The organism is Sphingomonas nostoxanthinifaciens, assembly GCF_019930585.1.
Classification (GTDB): Bacteria; Pseudomonadota; Alphaproteobacteria; order Sphingomonadales; family Sphingomonadaceae; genus Sphingomonas_I; species Sphingomonas_I nostoxanthinifaciens.
The window spans coordinates 58,411-75,162 of record NZ_CP082839.1 but is presented as its reverse complement, the minus strand read 5'-3'; the positions used below and the strand labels follow the sequence as shown (position 1 = coordinate 75,162).

Below are 16,752 nucleotides of genomic sequence, written 5' to 3'. Positions count from 1 at the left end.
CCTGGCTGCAAAGATGGGGTGGCCGAACGGGCTTGCAACGTCGTTCCTGTCGGTCAGCGCCAGATATAAAGGATGACCAGGAACAGGATGACGACGAGCGCCAGGCTGATCGGCAGGACGTAGCGCGTGACGTGGTTCGACGATCCGCCCCGCGCTTCGGTGCGCGTCAAATGGGGTTCCGGGTCCGCCATGGCTGCCTCTCTCGAGATCGTTACACCATGCCAACGGACGCGGCGTCGCCGGGTTCCACCCGATACGACGCCGTAACGATACCGATCAGGCGGGGACGGTCGTCGTGTCGAAGAACAATGCCTGGCTGATCGCCGCCTTCACCGTCGACCGCTGGAACGGCTTGGTGATGAGGAAGGTCGGCTCCGGCCGCTCGCCGGTCAGCAGCCGCTCGGGGAAGGCCGTGATGAAGATCACCGGCACCGAGAATTCGCGCAGGATATCCTTGACCGCGTCGATGCCCGAGCTGTCGTCGGCCAGCTGGATGTCGGCGAGGACGAGGCCCGGCCGCTGCGCCAGCGCCTGCGCCAGTGCCTCGTCGCGCGTCACGGCGACGCTGGTGACGTTGTGGCCCAGGTCGCGCACGATCGTTTCGAGGTCCATCGCGATGATCGGCTCGTCTTCGATGATGAGGACGTCCGCATGCGTCTGGCGCTCGATCTCGGCAACCGCCTCGGCGACGAGCGCCTCGACCTCGGGTGCGTCGATCAGCATCAGATAACCGGCATCCTCGGGCGTGAAGCCTTCGAGCTGCGTCAGCAGCAGCGCCTGGCGCGAGCGCGGCGTGATGCGCGCGAGCCGGGCGTCGGCGACATTGCTGTCGTCCAGCGGATCCGCATCGCTGCGCACCTCGTCGTTGGTCGACGCCCAGATGCGCTGGAAGGTCCGGTAGAGGCCCAGACGCACGTCGACGTCGCGCGGAAAATCTTGCGGGGCGGCGACGATCGCCTCGAGCGCCTGCCTGACATAGGCGTCGCCATGTTTCTGGCTGCCGGTCAGCGCGCGGGCGTAGCGGCGCAGGAAGGGAAGGTGTGGGGCAAGATCCTGGCCGAGCGACATAGCGTGCAACTGCTCCTGATGTTCAGTACGACTTGGGGAAAGAGATTCACGGAGGCAAGCCCCGGAGCGGTGCATCACCGCTTATGCCCGCGCCACCCCGCTATCCCGAATCTTTGACCCGTCGTCCGGAACAAACATTTCCTCTTTTGGTTTCACGTGCGCTCGGCACTTTAATCATGGGCATGGGTTTAGTCGCTTCGGCCCGCGAAGAGGTCGTGCGATTGGTCCTACTCTCAAGGCGGGCGATGGTGCAGCCGAAACACGATGTGCGGGGGACGAAAGGGTTGACGTCGATTAAGAAGAACGGCTCAGCCGGTCGCGAAAAGACCGGAGCGGAGGCGGGCGCAAAGCGTCCGCGCGACCCCGACCAGCATGTCGCAAACGCGCTTCGCAGCGCTTATGAGGAAGCTATTCAAGAGGATGTGCCGCCGGAATTTCTCGATCTGCTGCGCAAGCTCAACTGAAAGGGCGCTTTAGCTTATGGCGTCGCGCGTCGGCGGCGTAACGGCTCGGGGCCTTTCGGGACTGTCCACCGGCGTAAAGATGCTGCTGATCCTGACGGCCGCCTTGCTGCCGCTCGGGCTTATCGCATTGTTCGCGTCGATCCAGTCGGCGCACGTCAAGCGGCTCCAGCGCGAGGCGGACGCGCGCGTGATCGCCAGCGCCGAGGCGCGGCAGATCGACGTGCTGCTGCTGCGCGGCGCCAATCTCGTTCGTGGCACCCTGGCGCTGTCCGATAGCGAAGAGCGGGATTGCACCCCGCTGCTCGAACAGGACCAGAGCGTCTTCCAGGTGCCGGTGCGGCTGGCCTTGTTCAACGGTCGCGGCCGCCTGCGGTGCGCCTCGCCCGACTTCCGGCCGCGACGGCTGCCCGCTCCGCGCGCCGGCATCGGCATCGACGCGCTGCTGGTCGACGCGCCGGCCGGGCTGCGCTTCACCGTGCAGGGGCCGAGCGGCGGCTACGGCGTCGGCGAGCTGCCCGTCGCATTGCTGCAGCGCGTCATCCCGACCGCCGGCGATCAGGGAATCCGGCTGTCGCAGGGCAGTACCCATCTGCGCCTGTCGGCACCGACGGTGTCCTATCCGTTCGGCCAGCGGGTCGAGGTCAACGCCCCGATCGCGGGCGGCCAGGCGAGCCTCGAGCTGCTCGTGATCGTCAATCCGATCAGCGCGGTCGAGATCGTGCTGGTGTTGCTTCCGCTGCTGATGTGGGCGTCCGCGGCGATGATCGGCTGGTTCGTGATCGACCGCTTTCTCGTCCAGCCGCTGGAGCAGCTGCAGCGCGCGGTGACGTCGTTCGGGCCGGGCGATCACGACTTCGCGCTGCCGCGGCTCGGCGGCCCGTCGCAGGAGATTCGCGCGCTCGGCGCCGCCTTCGCCACCACCGCCGCCCGGCTGGCCGATCGCGAGGCTGCGCTGAAGGAAGGCCTCAACCATCAGGTGCGGCTGACGCGCGAGGTGCATCATCGCGTCAAGAATAACCTGCAGGTCGTCGCCAGCCTGATCAACCTGCACGCGCGCGGCACACAGGGCGAGGTTGCCGACGCCTATGCCTCGATCCAGCGGCGGGTCGATGCGCTCGCCGTCGTCCACCGCAATCATTATGCCGAACTCGAGGAGAATCGCGGGGTCGCATTGCGCTCGCTGATCGCCGAACTGACCGCCAACCTGCGCGCCACCGCGCCCGCGTCGGCCCAGCACATGACGATCACGCTCGACATGATCCCGGCGTTCATCACGCAGGACGTCGCCGTGCCGGTCGCCTTCCTCGTGACCGAGATCGTCGAGCTGGTGATGACATGCGATCCGACCGGCCGCGTCGCGATCGCGCTCGCCCCCGGCGCGACCGCCGATCGTGCCATCCTGACGATCGAATCGAACGGCCTGATCGCAGGCCGATGCGGTGCCGGCAGCGGCCTCGATCGGTTCGAGCGCATCGTCATCGGGCTCGCCCGCCAGCTGCGGTCGCAGCTCGACCATGACGACACGAGCGGCCGCTATTCGATCGCCATCGCGATTCTGCCACAGCCCGCCGAAAGCGATCGGGCCGCTCCAAAAGCGGAGTGATTCACCACGGAACCCCCTAAGGGGCTGCGGGTTCTTAGATTTCGGATAGCGACCTTATGCCCCCCCCCCCGCTCTCGCTATCCGAACACATGGGCCCGGATACGCCGACTCCCCCCTTCGGCCTATCCGGGCCCGACATTCATCCGGGCACGCTGCACATCGCAGTGGGGCAGGAACTATCTACCGTCAGCGGCATTGATCCCTTCGTCGCGCCCGTGCCGGCGCCAATATCGAAGGGAGTCCGCTACATGATCCGCAAGGTTATCGAAGTTTCCATGATCGCCGGCACGCTGCTGCTCGCCGCTTGCAACACGGTTGCCGGCGCCGGCAAGGATGTCTCGTCCGCTGGCAAGGCGGTCAGCAATACCGCCGAAAAGTCGAAGTAAGCACTTCGATCGAACGGTTGGGGGCGTCGCGGTGTCGCGGCGCCCTTTTCTATTGGAGGTCGGTGCCCGGAACGGTCGCGCCAGCCTCGGTGGCTTCCTCGCGCTTGCGCCGCCGCTCGGTGAACCACATCGCCACCAAGGCGAGTTCGTAGAGCAGGATCAGCGGCACGCCGAGCAGGATCATCGAACCGATGTCCGGCGGTGCCAGCAGAGCGGCGACAGCGGTGTTGGCGACCACGGCATAGCGGCGGAAGGCGACGAGCTGCGCGCGGGTGACGAGGCCCGCTTGCTCGATCAGCATCAGCATCACCGGCATCAGGAAGGCCAGTCCGAAGCCGAACATGAACTGCATGACGAAGGCGAGATAATTGGCGACCGACGGCAAAGCCTCCTGCTTCACGCCGCCGAGATTGCCCTGGAAGCCGAGCAGGAAGTGCAGCGCCATCGGAATGGCGACGAAATAGGCGAGCGCGGCGCCCATGATGAACAGCACCGGCGTCGCCCACAGGAACGGCAGCAGCGCCCGCTTCTCCTTGCCGTACAGGCCAGGGGCGACGAACTGCCAAAGCTGGTTCGCGATCACCGGAAAAGCGAGCATGATCGCCGCGAAGAAGGCGACCTTCACCTCGACGAAGAACGCCTCGAACAATTGGGTGTAGACCAGGCGACCCTGCCCCGCGCGCAGCAGCGGCTGGACGAGGATCGCGAAGATCGGCCGCGCGAAATAGAGGCAGATCAGGAAGGCGCCGCCGAGCGCCGCGAACGACCAGATCAGCCGGCGGCGCAGCTCGATCAGATGATCGATCAGCGGGGCGCGGCTGTCCTCGAGTTCGTCTCCGCCGGTCAACCGCGTTCCCCCTGCGCGTGGTGCGGTACGTCGAGCGGCAGCAGCGGCTCGGCGGGTTCGGCCGGTGGCTCGACCGCAGGCGGTACGTGGAGCGGGTGGCCGGGCGCGTAGGCCGGCTCGGGCTCCACGCTCGCGGCGAGCGCCCGCAGATGGTCGTGGTCGATGGTTGGTTCGCTCGCAACCGGCGCATCCACGACAGGCTCGCTCGCGGAAGCGGCAGGCCCGGCGAGCGCCAGCGTGGCGTCGTGCGCCTCCTCGATCGGCGGCGTCGCGCTGTGCTCGGCCATGATGCGGGCATTCTCGGCCGCCCACTTCTGCTGCATCTCGTCGAGCTCCGCCTGGCGGATGATCTCGTCGATGCCCGAGCGGAAGTGGCGCGCCATGCCGCGCGCGCGGCCAACCCACTGGCCGACGAAACGCATCGCCTTGGGCAGGTCTTTCGGCCCGATCACGACGAGCGCGACCGCGGCCAGCAGCAACAGCTCGGATGGTTCAATATTGAACATGTGGAAGCCCTAGAGCCTGATCGTCATCGGTGGAAGCGCGGCGCGCTCCCACCGACGGCGTGGACCGGGCTCACGCCAAAGGTCTGGCGAGTACGCCGATATGCGCAACGTAAGCCGCGTCCGCGCGATCAGACGCGCGGGCGATCGTCCTTCATCGGCTGCAGATCATGCTCGGTGGACGGCTCCATCGGCTGCTGCGCCTGCAGGCGTGCCGGCGGGGTCGCCGCGCGCGTGGCCTCGTCGTCGTCGGTCAGGCCTTTCTTGAAGCTGCGCAGGCCCTTGCCGGCGTCGCCCATGAATTCCGAAAGGCGTCCCTTGCCGAGGAACACCATCGCCACCACTGCCAGCAGCAGCATGTGCCAGATACTGAGGCCACCCATCGTCAATCTCCTCGGCTTCACGCCTAAATAGGAAAGCATCGCGCGCATTGCGAGCATCGCCCGCGACGCACGGCGGCGCAGCGGCCGCGTTCGCCATCCCTTTATCTAGCACAAGCTAAGGGAGGATTAACCATCCCCTTCTTCGTTAGCCAATCCAAGCGTTTGCTCCATCGCGAGATCGACCGGATCGAGCAGGCCGGCGGCGCGTAAATCGTCGATGCCGGGCAGATCGCGGCGCGCCGCGAGCCCGAAATGGTCGAGAAAGACGCGCGTCGTGGCGTAGGTCAGCGGCCGTCCCGGCACCTCCCGCCGGCCGGCGGGGCGGATCCAGCCCGCCTCGATCAGCATGTCGAGCGTGCCCTTGGAGATCTGCACCCCGCGAATCGCCTCGATCTCGGCGCGGCTGACCGGCTCGTGATAGGCGATGATCGCCAGCGTCTCGATGCCCGCCCGCGACAGCTTGCGCGGCTCGGCGCGTGTGCGCCGCAGGATATGGGCGAGGTCGGCCGCGGTCTGGAAATGCCAGCGGCCGTCGCGCTCGACCAGCTCGATGCCATGGCCGGCATACCAGCCGGCGAGCGCTGCCAGCGCCGCATCCGCCGACGCGATGCCGATGGCGGCGGCCAGCTCGGGCGCGGTCATCGGGCCCTCGGCGGCGAACAAAGCCGCCTCGATCGCGCGCACGTCGTCGGGCAGCGGCTCGCTGCTCATGCCCGGCGCACCATCAGCGGGGCGAAGGCCCCCTCCTGCGCCAGCTCGATCCGGCCCTGCCGTGCCAGCTCCAGCGCCGCGACGAAGCTGGACGCGACCGCCGAGCGACGATGATCCTCCTCCAGCCCGTCGGGCAGGAAGCTCGCCAGCGCCGCCCAGTCGAGTCGGCTGCCGACCATGCGCGCGACCAGCGCGAGCGCCTCCTCCAGCGACATCACCCGCCGTCGCGACACGATATGGATCGCCGGCACGCCGCGCGCCTTCACCGCGCCATAGGCCGCGATCAGATCGTAGAGGCTCGCCTGCCAATCGGGGGTGCGCACGACGCGCAACCCCTCCGGCCGTCCGCGCAGGAAGACGTCGCGGCCGATCCGGTCGCGCGCCATCAGCCGCGCGCCGGCCTCGCGCATCGCGTCGAGCCGCTGGAGGCGCAGCTGCAGCCGCAGCGCCAGTTCCTCGGGGCTCGGCTCCACTTCGGGGTCGCGCGGCAGCAGCAGCGCCGATTTGAGGAAAGCGAGCCACGCCGCCATCACGAGATAATCGGCGGCCACTTCCAGCTTCAGCGCACGCGCCTGCGCGATAAAGGCGAGATATTGCTCGACCAGCGCGAGGATCGACAGCTGGCGCAGATCGACCTTCTGCGTCCGCGCGAGCGTGAGCAGCAGATCGAGCGGCCCCTCCCACCCGTCGATCGCGATCGTCAGCGCATCGTCGGGGATCGGAAGCGCAAGCTGGGGTGCATCGTCGTCCACCCGGCCGATCTAGCTGTGATGCCGCGCGAGGTGAAGCGAGCGCACGGGAGGGCGGATGGCGCGTCGATGCATGGACCCGGCCCGGCGTCCCGTGCATTTACAACTATCCTAGATCAAGTTTACCCGCTCGCCGCATGGATGCACAGGAAAGATAGGCCCAAGAATGGACCTTGTTTTTGGACAGGCTCGTGAGGCCTTGGATTTTCTCGAGCGCCACCAACTCGACCCATCGCCCGCAAATTACAATTTCGCGATTTATTACGTGACCATGCCGGCGTCCGCGCTGGCGCGCGAAGTCGATGCGATGGCGTATGACGGAATTCGGCTGTCGTCGGCGGTGGTGCTCGGGCTGATCGAGCGCCATGCGCTGCCCGATACGGGCGCCTTCGCCGATCATCGCGAGCGCACGATGGAACGACAGGCAGAGGAACTCGGCACGCTGACGTCCGAGGCGCGCGATCTCACCGAAGCGCTGGGCCGCGACGTCGGCTCGATGGCGTTGCAGACCGACGCATGGCCGGGCGCGAGCGATCTCGCCGCGCGTCTGTCCGAGGCCGAACGCGAGCTCGCCGAGCTTCGCGACGAATTCCAGCGCTTGCGGGACGAGATTGCAAGCTCCGCCGAGCGGCCCGCCGGCGAGGACCACGATGCGGCGACGCAGGCGCAGGATGATGCCCTGCGCGATCTCGAACCACGGGTCGAGAATAGCCGCACCTTCGTGATGCTGATGTTCAGCATCGACGGTCTGCTCGTCATCAACCGGCGGTTCGGGCGCAGCGTGGGCGACAATGTGCTGAGCGCGTTCGAAGCGACGTTGCGCGACATCTTCCCGAAGTCGGAGCCGGTCCGCTACGCCGGCAACGAGTTCATCATCGCGACGCCCGATCTCGCCGCGACCGGCGCGCGCCTCCACGCGGAGGAGGCGCTCGCCGCGCTCGAGGCCCGCCGGCTGAAGCTTCGGGGCACCGGCGAATGGATCGGCACGGTGACCGCGTCGGCGGGCATCGCCGTGGGGCAAGGCGAGCCGCTCAAGGCTGTCTTGGGCCGCGCGCGCGCCAGCATGGCCGACGCGGCGGCGCAGGGCGGCAATCGCGTCGAGGGCTGAGCCGCGTCTTACGCGCCGATCAGGTGGAGCAGCATTTCGCGGCGATGCGGCCGGCGGCGGTGCTCGAACAGGTAGATGCCCTGCCACGTGCCGAGCCCGACCTGGCCGTCGATCACCGGGATCGACAGCGACACCTGGGTGAGCGCGGTGCGCAGGTGCGCGGGCATGTCGTCCGGCCCCTCGTCGTCATGCGCGTAAGCGGTGGGATCCTCCGGCGCGATCCGCGCGAAATAATCCTCGATGTCGCCGCGCACCTCGCGCGCCGCATTCTCCTGGATCAGCAACGAGGCGGAGGTGTGGCGGCAGAAGATCGTCAGCAGCCCATCGGCGATATCCTGCTCCGCGAGCCAGTCGGCGACGCGGTCGGTGATCTCGGCCAGCCCCTGCCGCCGGGTTTCGATCGCAAGCCGGCCGTGCGCCTGCCGCACGTCAGGCGGCTGCGCGCAACGTCGCGCGGACGCCGGCATGGACGGTGTCGTAGGCGATCGCCGCCTTCAGCGTCGCCGCCATCGCGTTGACCAGCTTGGAGCCGAGCCCGGTGCCCTTGACCGCACCGTTCGACGGCATGCCGCAGCCGTCATCCTCGACCTTCAGCAGGAACTCCTCGCCCTCGCGCCACAGCGCCACGCGCACCTCGCCCGCCGCATCGGCGGCATAGGCATATTTGCAGGCGTTGGAGACGAGCTCGTTGACGATCACGCCCACCGCCACCGCCTTGTCGGTGTGCAGGCGGATCGGCTCGGCCACCAGGGTCAGCGCGCGCCCCGCCTCAGGGGTCGACCACGTCTCCTGCAGCTCCTGCAGCAGCGAGTTGAGATATTCGGCCATGTCGACGCTATCGACCGCATCGGAGGTGTAGAGCCGGCGGTGCACCTGCGCGATCGCGGCGATCCGGCGCTGGGTATCGGCCAGCGCGGCCTTGGCACCCTCGCCGGCGCTGCGCGCCTGCATATGGACGAAGGCGGAAACCAGCTGGAGGCTGTTGGCGACGCGATGGTTGACCTCGTGCAGCAGCGTCTGCAGCCGCGCATTGCTCTCGCGCAGCTGCGCCTCGGCGGCCTCCTTCTGCGCACGCAGCGACACCTGCACCAGCGCCTGGTCGATCGTGCGCGCCAGCAGGTCGAAGAAGTCGTCGCCGACCGTCTTGACGACATAGTCGATCGCGCCCGCCTTCAGCGCGGCGACGGCGATGCGGCTCTCTTCGGAGCCGGTGACGTAGATCACCGGCGGCGGCGCCGGGAGCGCGGTCAGGGCATCCAGCGTCGCGAGCCCGTCACGGATCGGCATGTAATGGTCGACCGCGACGAGATCGTACATCTCCGCGCCCGCCATCGCGACGCCCTGGTCGCCGCTGTCGGCGAGATCGACCGAATAGCCGCGCCGCTCCAGCGCGCGCCGAACCAGCCGACGAAGACCTTCGTCGTCGTCGATGTAGAGGATGCGGGGGGGAAGTGCGCTCGACGCCATCAGGCCTCGGGAAAGTCCGGCACCTGGATCACCGACAGGAACAGCCCGAGCTGGCGGATCGCGTCGGCGAAACTTTCGTAATTGACCGGCTTGGTGATGTAGACGTTGCAGCCGAGATCATAGCAGCGCTGGATCTCGATCTTGTCGTCGGTGGTGGTCAGCACGACGACCGGCGTGCGCTTCAGCGCGCCCTCGCCCTTGATCTTGGCGAGGATGTCGGTGCCGCTCATGTCGGGCAGGTTGAGATCGAGCAGGATCAGCGCCGGGCCGTTGTGGGTCGGCCCGTCGACGCCGTTATACAGATAGTCGAGCGCCGAGGTGCCATCGGTGAAGTGCCGGATATAGTTGGAGATGCCGGCGCGACGGATGTTCTTCTCGATCAGGCGGGCGTGGCCCTCGTCGTCCTCGATCATCACGATCGTGACGGGCTGCTGGTTGTTCATGCGGGTATTCCCTGCTCCGCGGTAAAGACGAGCGGCAGATCGACCCGGAAAGTCGAGCCCGCGCCCAGAGTTGAATCGACGACGATCGTACCGCCCAGCCGATAGGCGAGCGCGCGCGTATGCGCGAGTCCGATCCCTTCGCCCGGCTGATCCTGCACGCCCGAGCGGCGGAACAGGTCGAAGATGCGCTCATGATCCTTGGGATCGACGCCGCGGCCATTGTCGATCACCTCGAACACCGCGCGATTGCCCGCGACCTGGCCGCGCATCTCGATCCGGCCGGGTACGCCCGCGCGCAGATATTTGGATGCATTCTCGATCAGGTTGGAGAAGATCTGCTCGATCGCGACCCGATCGTTCACGATTTCGGGCATGCGCTGCGCGATGGTGACGGTCGCGCCGATCTCGTCGATGCGGTGCTTGAGCGAATCGGCGATGCTCTGGCCCAGCGCCACCATGTCGAGCCGCTCGGGCATGATCGGCCGCCGCCCCTCGCGCGACAGGCGCAGGATGGCGTTGATGAGGCGGTCCATCTTCTGCGTCGAGGTCCGGATGAAGCCGATCGCCTCGGGCAGATCCTCGGTCGCCGCGACGCGCGCATCGGCGTCGATCAAGTGCGGCGCCTCGGCCTCGACATGTTCGACCAGCCGGGTGAGGCTCTTGGTCGCGGCCTCCAGCTCGGCGGTGAAGCCCATCACATTGACCAGCGGCGAGCGCAGATCGTGGCTGACGATGTAGGCGAAGCGCTGAATCTCGTCATTGGCGCGCTGCAGGTTGACGGTCCGCTCGCGCACCGCGCCCTCCAGATCGGAGTTGAGCCGGCGCAGCGCATCGCGCGATCGGGTGAGATCGTTGGTATAACGCAGCACCACCCACATCGTGCCGATCCCGACCGCGATCAGCAGCACGCCCGCCGCGATCAGGATCACGAAGAAGCGGTTCAGGCTCTCCGCCTGCGCGCGGTTGCGCTCGGTCAGCAGCCGATCCTCCTCGGCCATCATCCGCTCGGCGACGCGGCGGATGATGCGGATCAGCGGCAGGCTCTCGTCGGCGTTGAAGTCGGCGATCGCCTCGGCACGGCGGCCGGAGCCGGCCAGCACGACCGAATGGCGCAGCGAGGCGAGATGCTTGAGCGCGAGATCCTGAAGCTGGGCGATGTGCGCCTGCTGGCGCGGATTGTCGCCGGTCAGGCGCTTCATGTCGGCCAGCGCGGGGCCGACCGCCGATGCGGTGTTGGCGAAGGTGCTGGCGAGGCCGTTATCGTCGACGCGCAGCAGATAGCCGCGCCGCGCCGCCTCCAGCCGCTCGACCGTCACGCGGAAGCGCGAGATCGAACGTTCGACCTCGTAGGTGTGGCTCACCCACTGGCTGTGGCGCTGGTTGGTAAGGATCGCGACGGTGGCGGCGATGCCGGTGGCGACCAGCGCCACGAAGCCGAGAAACACGGCCGCGACCACCAATCGGGCGAACCATTTGTCCGAAACCGTGAAGCCGCGCCGCGTATAAGGCATATCGGGCCGATACGATGATCTTCGCCGGATGCAAACCTGCACGGCGCCGCTCCGTTACAGTTCGCGTCAGAGCGTGATCTCGAAGCACGCCCCCGCCTCGTCGGGAACGGCCAGCGTCAGGTCGCCGCCATGCGCGATCACGATCCGCCGCGCGAGGCTCAACCCCACGCCGGTGCCGTCCGGCTTGGTGGTGAAGAAGGGCAGGAAGATATCGTCGCGCAGCGCCGCGGCGATGCCGGCGCCGTTGTCGCGGAAGCGCAGCCGGGTGCGGCCACCCGGCAGCAGATCGACCGCCAGCGCCACCGCCGGATCGGGGCGATGCGCCGCCGCCGCCTCGGCACCGTTCTTGAGCAGGTTGATCGCGACCTGCGCGAGCAGATCGGGATCGGCGTCGATCGACAGATCGGGCGGATCGATGGTCGCGGAGAAAGGCACGTTCGCCCCGACCGCCGAGGCCGCGAGCAGCCGCGCCAGCTCCGCCGCCCACGGCGCGACCGCGAAGCGCCGCCGGTCGAGCGTCGGCGCGCGGCTGTAGGCGCGATAGGCCTCGACGAAATGCATGATGCCGCTCGCGCGCCGGGCGAGCGTGGCGATCGCCAGCTGCGCGTCGGCGATGCCGGGATCGGCGGCGGGGTCGATCCGTTCGATCAGCCCGCGCGCGCTTTCGGCGAGCGACACCACCGGCGTCATCGAATTCATGATCTCGTGCGTCAGCACGCGCACGAGGTCCGCCTGCGCGGCGAGCTCGACCGCCGACAGTTCGTGCTGGATCGGCTGCACCGCGATCATCGCGCGACGATCGCCCGGCAGCATCAACGCGGCGCGCGTGACGACCGCGCGCTGCGGCGCGCCGTCGATGCGGAGCGTCATCACCGCGCGCGCCGGGCCGGCATCGGGCATCAGCAACGCGGCGAAGTCGACGCCGAAGCCGGCGAAATCCTCCGCGCGCAGCCCCGCGACGTGGCGGAACAGCTTGCGTGCCGCCTTGTTGGCGAGCGCGACATGGCCGTCCGTGCCGAGCAGCAGCAACGCTGCCGGCGCCTCGTCGGCCAGCGCGGTCTGGACGCGCGCATCGGCGTCGGCGGCGACGCGCTGCTGACGCAGGTCGCGCACCGCGCCGTCGAGCGCCGCCGAAAGCCGGTCGAAGCCGGCGGCGCTGCCCGAGCGCGTGAAGCCCTGCGCGAAATCGCCGTGCCGCAGCGCCTCGACGAAGCGCGCGACCTCGCGATTGGTGCGGCCGACATGGTGCCACAGCCCCCACGCGGCGGTGGCGGCGAGCAGCCCGGCGACGAGCCGCGCGGCGGCCAGCCCGGGCACGACGAGGCTCCACGCGAACAGGCCCAAAGCGGCGACGAACAACGCCATGCGCCAGACGAATCCGCCGGCGAAACCGCCCTCAAAGCCCATATTTCTCCATTCGCCGATAGAGCGAGGCGCGCGTCAGCCCCAGCTCGGTGGCGGCGGCGGAGATGTTGTAGCCGTGCTTCTGCAGCGCGCGCTCGACCATCTGCTTTTCCGCCTTGCCGAGGTTGAGATCGGGCGGGGGCGGCGGGGCGGCGGCTTCGGGCAGGATGCGCGGCGACGCGGACGCGCGTGCCGGGGGAAAATCCTCGTCCGAATAGGCATCGCCGTCGGCGAGGATCACTGCGCGCTCCGCGGCGTGGCGCAGCGCGCGGATGTTGCCGGGCCAGTCGTCCTCGATCAGCCGCGCCATCAGCGCCGGCGGCACCTCGCGCGCCGGCTTGCCATATTTGCGCGCATAGAGGCCGAGGAAATGGTCGAGCAGCAGCGGCACGTCCTCGCGCCGCTCGCGCAGCGGCGGCAGCGGGATCTCGACCGTGTTGAGCCGGAACAGCAGATCGGTGCGGAAGACGTGCGGGTCGGCCAGCCGCTCGGGCGGAAGATTGGTGGCGGAGACGATGCGCACGTCGATCGGCACCGGCCGGTTCGCGCCCACCGGCGTCACCTGCCGCTGCTCCAGCGCGGTGAGCAGTTTCGGCTGGAGATGGAGCGGCAGATTGCCGACCTCGTCGAGGAACAACGTGCCGCCGTCGGCCGCCTGCATCCGCCCGACGCGATCGGCGCGCGCGTCGGTGAAGGCGCCCTTCACATGGCCGAACAATTCGCTGTCGATCAGATGCTCGGTGATCGCGCCGAGATCGACCGACAGCATCACCTTGTCGGCGCGCTGGCTGCGGCGATGCACCTCGCGCGCGACCAGTTCCTTGCCGGTGCCGTTCTCGCCGGTGATGAGGACGTTGGCCTGCGTCGGCGCGGCGCGCGCGATCAGCGACAGCACGCGCGCGATCGCCGGGCTGCGGCCGAGCAGCGGCATCTCGCCCGCGGGCGTCGCGATCGCCTGCGCCTTGGCCTTTTCCAGCCCGGTCGCGCGGCGCTGCGCGCGCAGGCTGGCGGCGGTGCGTACCGTGGCGAGCAGGCGCTCGTTGCTCCACGGCTTGGTGACGAAGTCGGTCGCGCCCTGCTTCATCGCCTCGACCGCGATCTGCACGCCGCCATGCGCGGTGATCAGCACCACCACCGCCTCGGGATCCTGCGCCAGGATGCGGCCGAGCCACAGGAAGCCCTCGCGCCCGTCGGTCGCGCCGCGCATGAAATTGGCGTCGAGCAGCACCACGTCGGGATGACGCCCGGCCATCAGCGCCAGCCCCTCGGCCGGCGACGCCGTCGTCACCACCTCACGGAACAGGTCGCGCAACAGCAGCCGTGCGGCCAGCAATATGTCCGCATCGTCGTCGATCACGAGGCACAGGTCGAAGGTGGGTTGGGCGGTCACGTTGCTCCTCCACGAGCGATCCTAGTCGCCGCTCACCAATCAACAAGCGTGCCAGACCGTCCGCCTGCGGACACTTTTCTGTCCGCCCGCGGACGCCGCGCCGGGCCGGCCGCCGTTCGGATTCAGCATTTATCTCGCTAGAACAGCATGTTGGCCCGGTTGGCACGCCCGATGCGTAGCTTGGGATGCCGGCACATGATGCCGACCCCAAGGAGAAGTGCCATGACCCGTCTGTCCCCGATCGCGCTGGCCGCCGCCTGCGCCGCCACCGCGCTCAGCGTCAGCGCCGCATCGCCCGCCGCGGCGTCGGCCCCGACCAGCATCGCCGTCAGCTATACCGACGTCGACCTCACCGCCACCGCCGGCCGCCACACGCTCGACCTGCGCCTGCAGCGCGCCGCATCGAAGGTGTGCCCGATCGTCGATCGCGACCTCAGCCTCGCCTCGGCCTGTCAGTATCACAGCTATGCCCAGGCGCAGGACGATCTCGCCCACGCGCTGCAAGGCGGCAACGTGCGGGTAGCGCGCTGATCGGCCGCATCACTGTCCGCTTTCGGACACTTCGTGTCCGGGGGCGGACAGCGACGTTGAGAAAATCCTGCTTTGCCCGCGATCCGCGACTGGCACGGCAGGTGCAAGGATCATCCGCATGAGCGTCGTCCGCATGAAGGCCGAGGAGGCCGCGATCCCGCTGACCCCCGGCATGGACCGGGCGATCGTGCGTCGCCGCCTTCCGCGCCGGTTGATGCTGGCGCTTGCCGCGGGCGCGCTGGTGGTGCTCGGCGGCCTGTTCTGGTGGGCCGCGCCGCGCGGCAGCAGCCAGACCGTCCCCGCCGACCGCCTGACGATTTCCGACGTGAAGCGCGGCACGTTCGACGATTTCCTGCCGTTGCGGGCGCGCGTCACCCCCTTGCTCACCGTCTATCTCGACGCGGTCGAAGGCGGCCGGGTCGACAAGGTGCTGGTCGAGGACGGCACGTCGGTGGTGAAAGGCCAGCTGCTCGCGGTGTTGTCCAACGCCGAGCTGCAATTGTCGACGCTGCGCGACGAGGCGGAGGTCGCCAACCAGCTCAACAATCTGCGCACGACCGAGCTCAACCTCGCACGCACGCGGCTCGACAATCAGCGCAACGTGACCGAAGCCGAGACCCAGCTCGCCAAGGCCAAGCGCCTCTACGATCTGCAGGAACCGCTTTCGTCGCGCGGCTTCGTCGCGGGCAAGGCGTTCGGCGACACGCGCGACGATTATCTCAACGCCCAGAAGAAGTTGCACGAACTGCGCCAGGCGCAGTCGACCGACGAGCGCATCCAGTCGAGCCAGTTCGCCGAGCTGCAGGCGAGCGGCCATTCGCTGCGCTCGGCGCTCGCGGTCGCGCACGACAATCTCGATCAGCTCAACCTGCGCGCGCCGGTCGCGGGCCAGCTCACCGCTTTCTCGATCCAGGTCGGCCAGTCGATGAATCGCGGCGAGCGGCTCGGCCAGATCGACAGCCCCGGCCACACCAAGCTGACCGCCGACGTCGACGAATATTATCTCGGCCGCGTCCAGAAGGGGCAGAGCGCCACGCTCGACCAGGACGGCCATACCTATCGGATGAAGGTCGCCAAGATCTATCCGCAGGTGAAGAACGGCACCTTCCAGGTCGATCTGTGGTTCGTCGGGCCCGAGCCGACCGGCATGCAGCGCGGCCAGACGCTGCAGCCGCGCCTCACGCTCGGCGACCCGAGCCCCGCCCGGCTGATCCCGAACGGCAGCTTCTACGGCGATACCGGCGGCGCATGGGTGTTCGTGGTCGCGCCCGACGGCCGCTCGGCGGTGAAGCGCGCCGTCCGCCTCGGCCGCCGCAATGCCGACTTCATCGAGGTGCTCGACGGGCTCGATCCGGGCGAGCGCGTCATCACCTCGCCCTATACCGGTCTCGCCGACAAGGATCGGCTCGACATCGCCCGCCCCTGAAAGGAGCCCCTGCCGATGCTGTCCCTGCGCAACCTCTCCCGCACCTACCGCACCGACACGGTCGAAACGACCGCGCTCCACGCGATCGATCTCGACATCCTCGACGGCGAGTTCGTCGCGATCATGGGTCCGTCGGGCTGCGGCAAATCGACCCTGCTCAACATCCTCGGCCTGCTCGATTCGCCGACCGGCGGCTCGTACCGCTTCGGCGAGCGCGAGGTGGCGGGGCTGCCCGAGGCGAAGCTCGCCGACATCCGCAAGCGCCACATCGGCTTCATCTTCCAGAGCTTCAATTTGGTCGACGAGCTGTCAGTGCGCGAGAATGTCGAGCTGGCCTTGCTCTACCACGGCATTCCGGCGGCCGAGCGCCGCGCGCGCGTGGATGCGGTGATGGACCGCGTGGGCATCGCGCATCGCGCCGACCATCGCCCGGCGCAGCTTTCGGGCGGCCAGCAGCAGCGCGTCGCGGTGGCGCGCGCCGTGGTGGGCGACCCCGATCTGATCCTGGCGGACGAGCCGACCGGCAATCTCGACACGCAGCATGGCGAGGAGGTGATGCGCATGCTCCAGACGCTCAACGCCGACGGCACGACGATCGTGATGGTCACCCACTCGCCCGCGCACGCCGATTATGCCGCGCGCGTGGTCAACATGCTCGACGGGCAGGTGCTGGCCGAACGGCGCCGCGCGGCCTGACACCGGCTTCGCCACGCCGTCGCTGGGGCGGCGCGGCGACGCGGGGCCTTTCGCAGACCGGG

Annotated in this window: 20 protein-coding genes; 7 read left to right on the top strand and 13 right to left on the bottom strand. The window is 68.5% G+C overall.

Features of this window, described 5'->3' with window-relative positions:
• Positions 1-53: 53 nt before the first annotated feature.
• Both K8P63_RS00340 and K8P63_RS00335 read right to left on the bottom strand, forming a co-directional pair.
• On the bottom strand, positions 54-191 hold the full coding sequence (locus K8P63_RS00340; protein ID WP_223797913.1) for a hypothetical protein: 138 nt from the start codon (positions 189-191) through the stop codon (positions 54-56).
• A gap of 85 nt (positions 192-276) precedes the next feature.
• Positions 277-1,068 (bottom strand): response regulator, encoded by a 792-nt coding sequence (locus tag K8P63_RS00335; protein ID WP_223797912.1) that lies wholly within the window; start codon positions 1,066-1,068, stop codon positions 277-279.
• Between the two features lie 83 nt (positions 1,069-1,151).
• Between K8P63_RS00335 and K8P63_RS00330 the strand changes: the two genes are divergently transcribed.
• The 3 genes from K8P63_RS00330 to K8P63_RS20910 all read left to right on the top strand — a co-directional run bounded on the left by K8P63_RS00330 (position 1,152) and on the right by K8P63_RS20910 (position 3,521).
• On the top strand, positions 1,152-1,532 hold the full coding sequence (locus K8P63_RS00330; protein ID WP_223797911.1) for a NepR family anti-sigma factor: 381 nt from the start codon (positions 1,152-1,154) through the stop codon (positions 1,530-1,532).
• 79 nt (positions 1,533-1,611) lie between these two features.
• The gene (locus K8P63_RS00325) at positions 1,612-3,135 is read left to right on the top strand and encodes a sensor histidine kinase (RefSeq protein ID WP_223797910.1); all 1,524 of its coding nucleotides are present in this window, start codon (positions 1,612-1,614) and stop codon (positions 3,133-3,135) included.
• A 275-nt stretch (positions 3,136-3,410) separates the two neighbouring features.
• Complete coding sequence (locus tag K8P63_RS20910; protein WP_398288942.1) at positions 3,411-3,521, top strand: entericidin A/B family lipoprotein; 111 nt, start codon at positions 3,411-3,413, stop codon at positions 3,519-3,521.
• Between the two features lie 49 nt (positions 3,522-3,570).
• Here the strand turns inward: K8P63_RS20910 and tatC are convergent, their stop codons facing one another.
• From tatC to K8P63_RS00295, 5 genes are all read right to left on the bottom strand, one after another.
• Complete coding sequence (gene tatC / locus K8P63_RS00315; protein WP_223797909.1) at positions 3,571-4,368, bottom strand: twin-arginine translocase subunit TatC; 798 nt, start codon at positions 4,366-4,368, stop codon at positions 3,571-3,573.
• Positions 4,365-4,874 (bottom strand): Sec-independent protein translocase protein TatB, encoded by a 510-nt coding sequence (gene tatB, locus K8P63_RS00310; protein ID WP_223797908.1) that lies wholly within the window; start codon positions 4,872-4,874, stop codon positions 4,365-4,367. The genes tatC and tatB overlap by 4 nt, the downstream gene beginning before the upstream one ends.
• Before the next feature lie 128 nt (positions 4,875-5,002).
• Entirely contained in the window at positions 5,003-5,254 is a 252-nt protein-coding gene (locus K8P63_RS00305; RefSeq protein WP_223797907.1) for a Sec-independent protein translocase subunit TatA, read from the bottom strand.
• A 126-nt stretch (positions 5,255-5,380) separates the two neighbouring features.
• A complete protein-coding gene (scpB, locus tag K8P63_RS00300) occupies positions 5,381-5,965 on the bottom strand; it encodes an SMC-Scp complex subunit ScpB (RefSeq protein WP_223797906.1) in 585 nt (194 codons plus the stop codon).
• A complete protein-coding gene (locus K8P63_RS00295; RefSeq protein ID WP_223797905.1) occupies positions 5,962-6,717 on the bottom strand; it encodes a segregation and condensation protein A in 756 nt (251 codons plus the stop codon). Before K8P63_RS00295 ends, scpB begins: the two co-directional genes overlap by 4 nt.
• Before the next feature lie 196 nt (positions 6,718-6,913).
• On the opposite strand from K8P63_RS00295, the gene K8P63_RS00290 reads away from it, so the two are divergent.
• Positions 6,914-7,822, top strand: a complete 909-nt coding sequence (locus K8P63_RS00290) for a GGDEF domain-containing protein (RefSeq protein WP_223797904.1) — start codon at positions 6,914-6,916, stop codon at positions 7,820-7,822.
• Between the two features lie 8 nt (positions 7,823-7,830).
• Here the strand turns inward: K8P63_RS00290 and K8P63_RS00285 are convergent, their stop codons facing one another.
• The 6 genes from K8P63_RS00285 to K8P63_RS00260 form a co-directional block, all read right to left on the bottom strand.
• On the bottom strand, positions 7,831-8,250 hold the full coding sequence (locus tag K8P63_RS00285) for a secondary thiamine-phosphate synthase enzyme YjbQ (RefSeq protein ID WP_223797903.1): 420 nt from the start codon (positions 8,248-8,250) through the stop codon (positions 7,831-7,833).
• A 1-nt stretch (position 8,251) separates the two neighbouring features.
• A complete protein-coding gene (locus tag K8P63_RS00280) occupies positions 8,252-9,289 on the bottom strand; it encodes a sensor histidine kinase (RefSeq protein WP_223797902.1) in 1,038 nt (345 codons plus the stop codon).
• On the bottom strand, positions 9,289-9,732 hold the full coding sequence (locus tag K8P63_RS00275; protein WP_223797901.1) for a response regulator: 444 nt from the start codon (positions 9,730-9,732) through the stop codon (positions 9,289-9,291). The genes K8P63_RS00280 and K8P63_RS00275 overlap by 1 nt, the downstream gene beginning before the upstream one ends.
• A complete protein-coding gene (locus tag K8P63_RS00270) occupies positions 9,729-11,243 on the bottom strand; it encodes a sensor histidine kinase (RefSeq protein WP_223797900.1) in 1,515 nt (504 codons plus the stop codon). Before K8P63_RS00270 ends, K8P63_RS00275 begins: the two co-directional genes overlap by 4 nt.
• A gap of 66 nt (positions 11,244-11,309) precedes the next feature.
• Entirely contained in the window at positions 11,310-12,650 is a 1,341-nt protein-coding gene (locus K8P63_RS00265; RefSeq protein WP_223797899.1) for a sensor histidine kinase, read from the bottom strand.
• The gene (locus tag K8P63_RS00260) at positions 12,640-14,037 is read right to left on the bottom strand and encodes a sigma-54-dependent transcriptional regulator (RefSeq protein WP_223797898.1); all 1,398 of its coding nucleotides are present in this window, start codon (positions 14,035-14,037) and stop codon (positions 12,640-12,642) included. Before K8P63_RS00260 ends, K8P63_RS00265 begins: the two co-directional genes overlap by 11 nt.
• A gap of 222 nt (positions 14,038-14,259) precedes the next feature.
• Here K8P63_RS00260 and K8P63_RS00255 point away from each other — a divergent pair, with 222 nt between their 5' ends.
• The 3 genes from K8P63_RS00255 (at position 14,260) to K8P63_RS00245 (ending at position 16,690) form a co-directional block, all read left to right on the top strand.
• Positions 14,260-14,568 carry a UrcA family protein gene (locus tag K8P63_RS00255; protein WP_223797897.1) on the top strand — a complete coding sequence of 103 codons (309 nt, stop codon included), beginning with the start codon at positions 14,260-14,262 and terminating at the stop codon, positions 14,566-14,568.
• Positions 14,569-14,686: 118 nt separating this feature from the next.
• On the top strand, positions 14,687-15,994 hold the full coding sequence (locus K8P63_RS00250; protein ID WP_223797896.1) for an efflux RND transporter periplasmic adaptor subunit: 1,308 nt from the start codon (positions 14,687-14,689) through the stop codon (positions 15,992-15,994).
• A 15-nt stretch (positions 15,995-16,009) separates the two neighbouring features.
• Positions 16,010-16,690 carry an ABC transporter ATP-binding protein gene (locus K8P63_RS00245; RefSeq protein ID WP_223797895.1) on the top strand — a complete coding sequence of 227 codons (681 nt, stop codon included), beginning with the start codon at positions 16,010-16,012 and terminating at the stop codon, positions 16,688-16,690.
• The last annotated feature ends 62 nt before the right edge of the window (positions 16,691-16,752 follow it).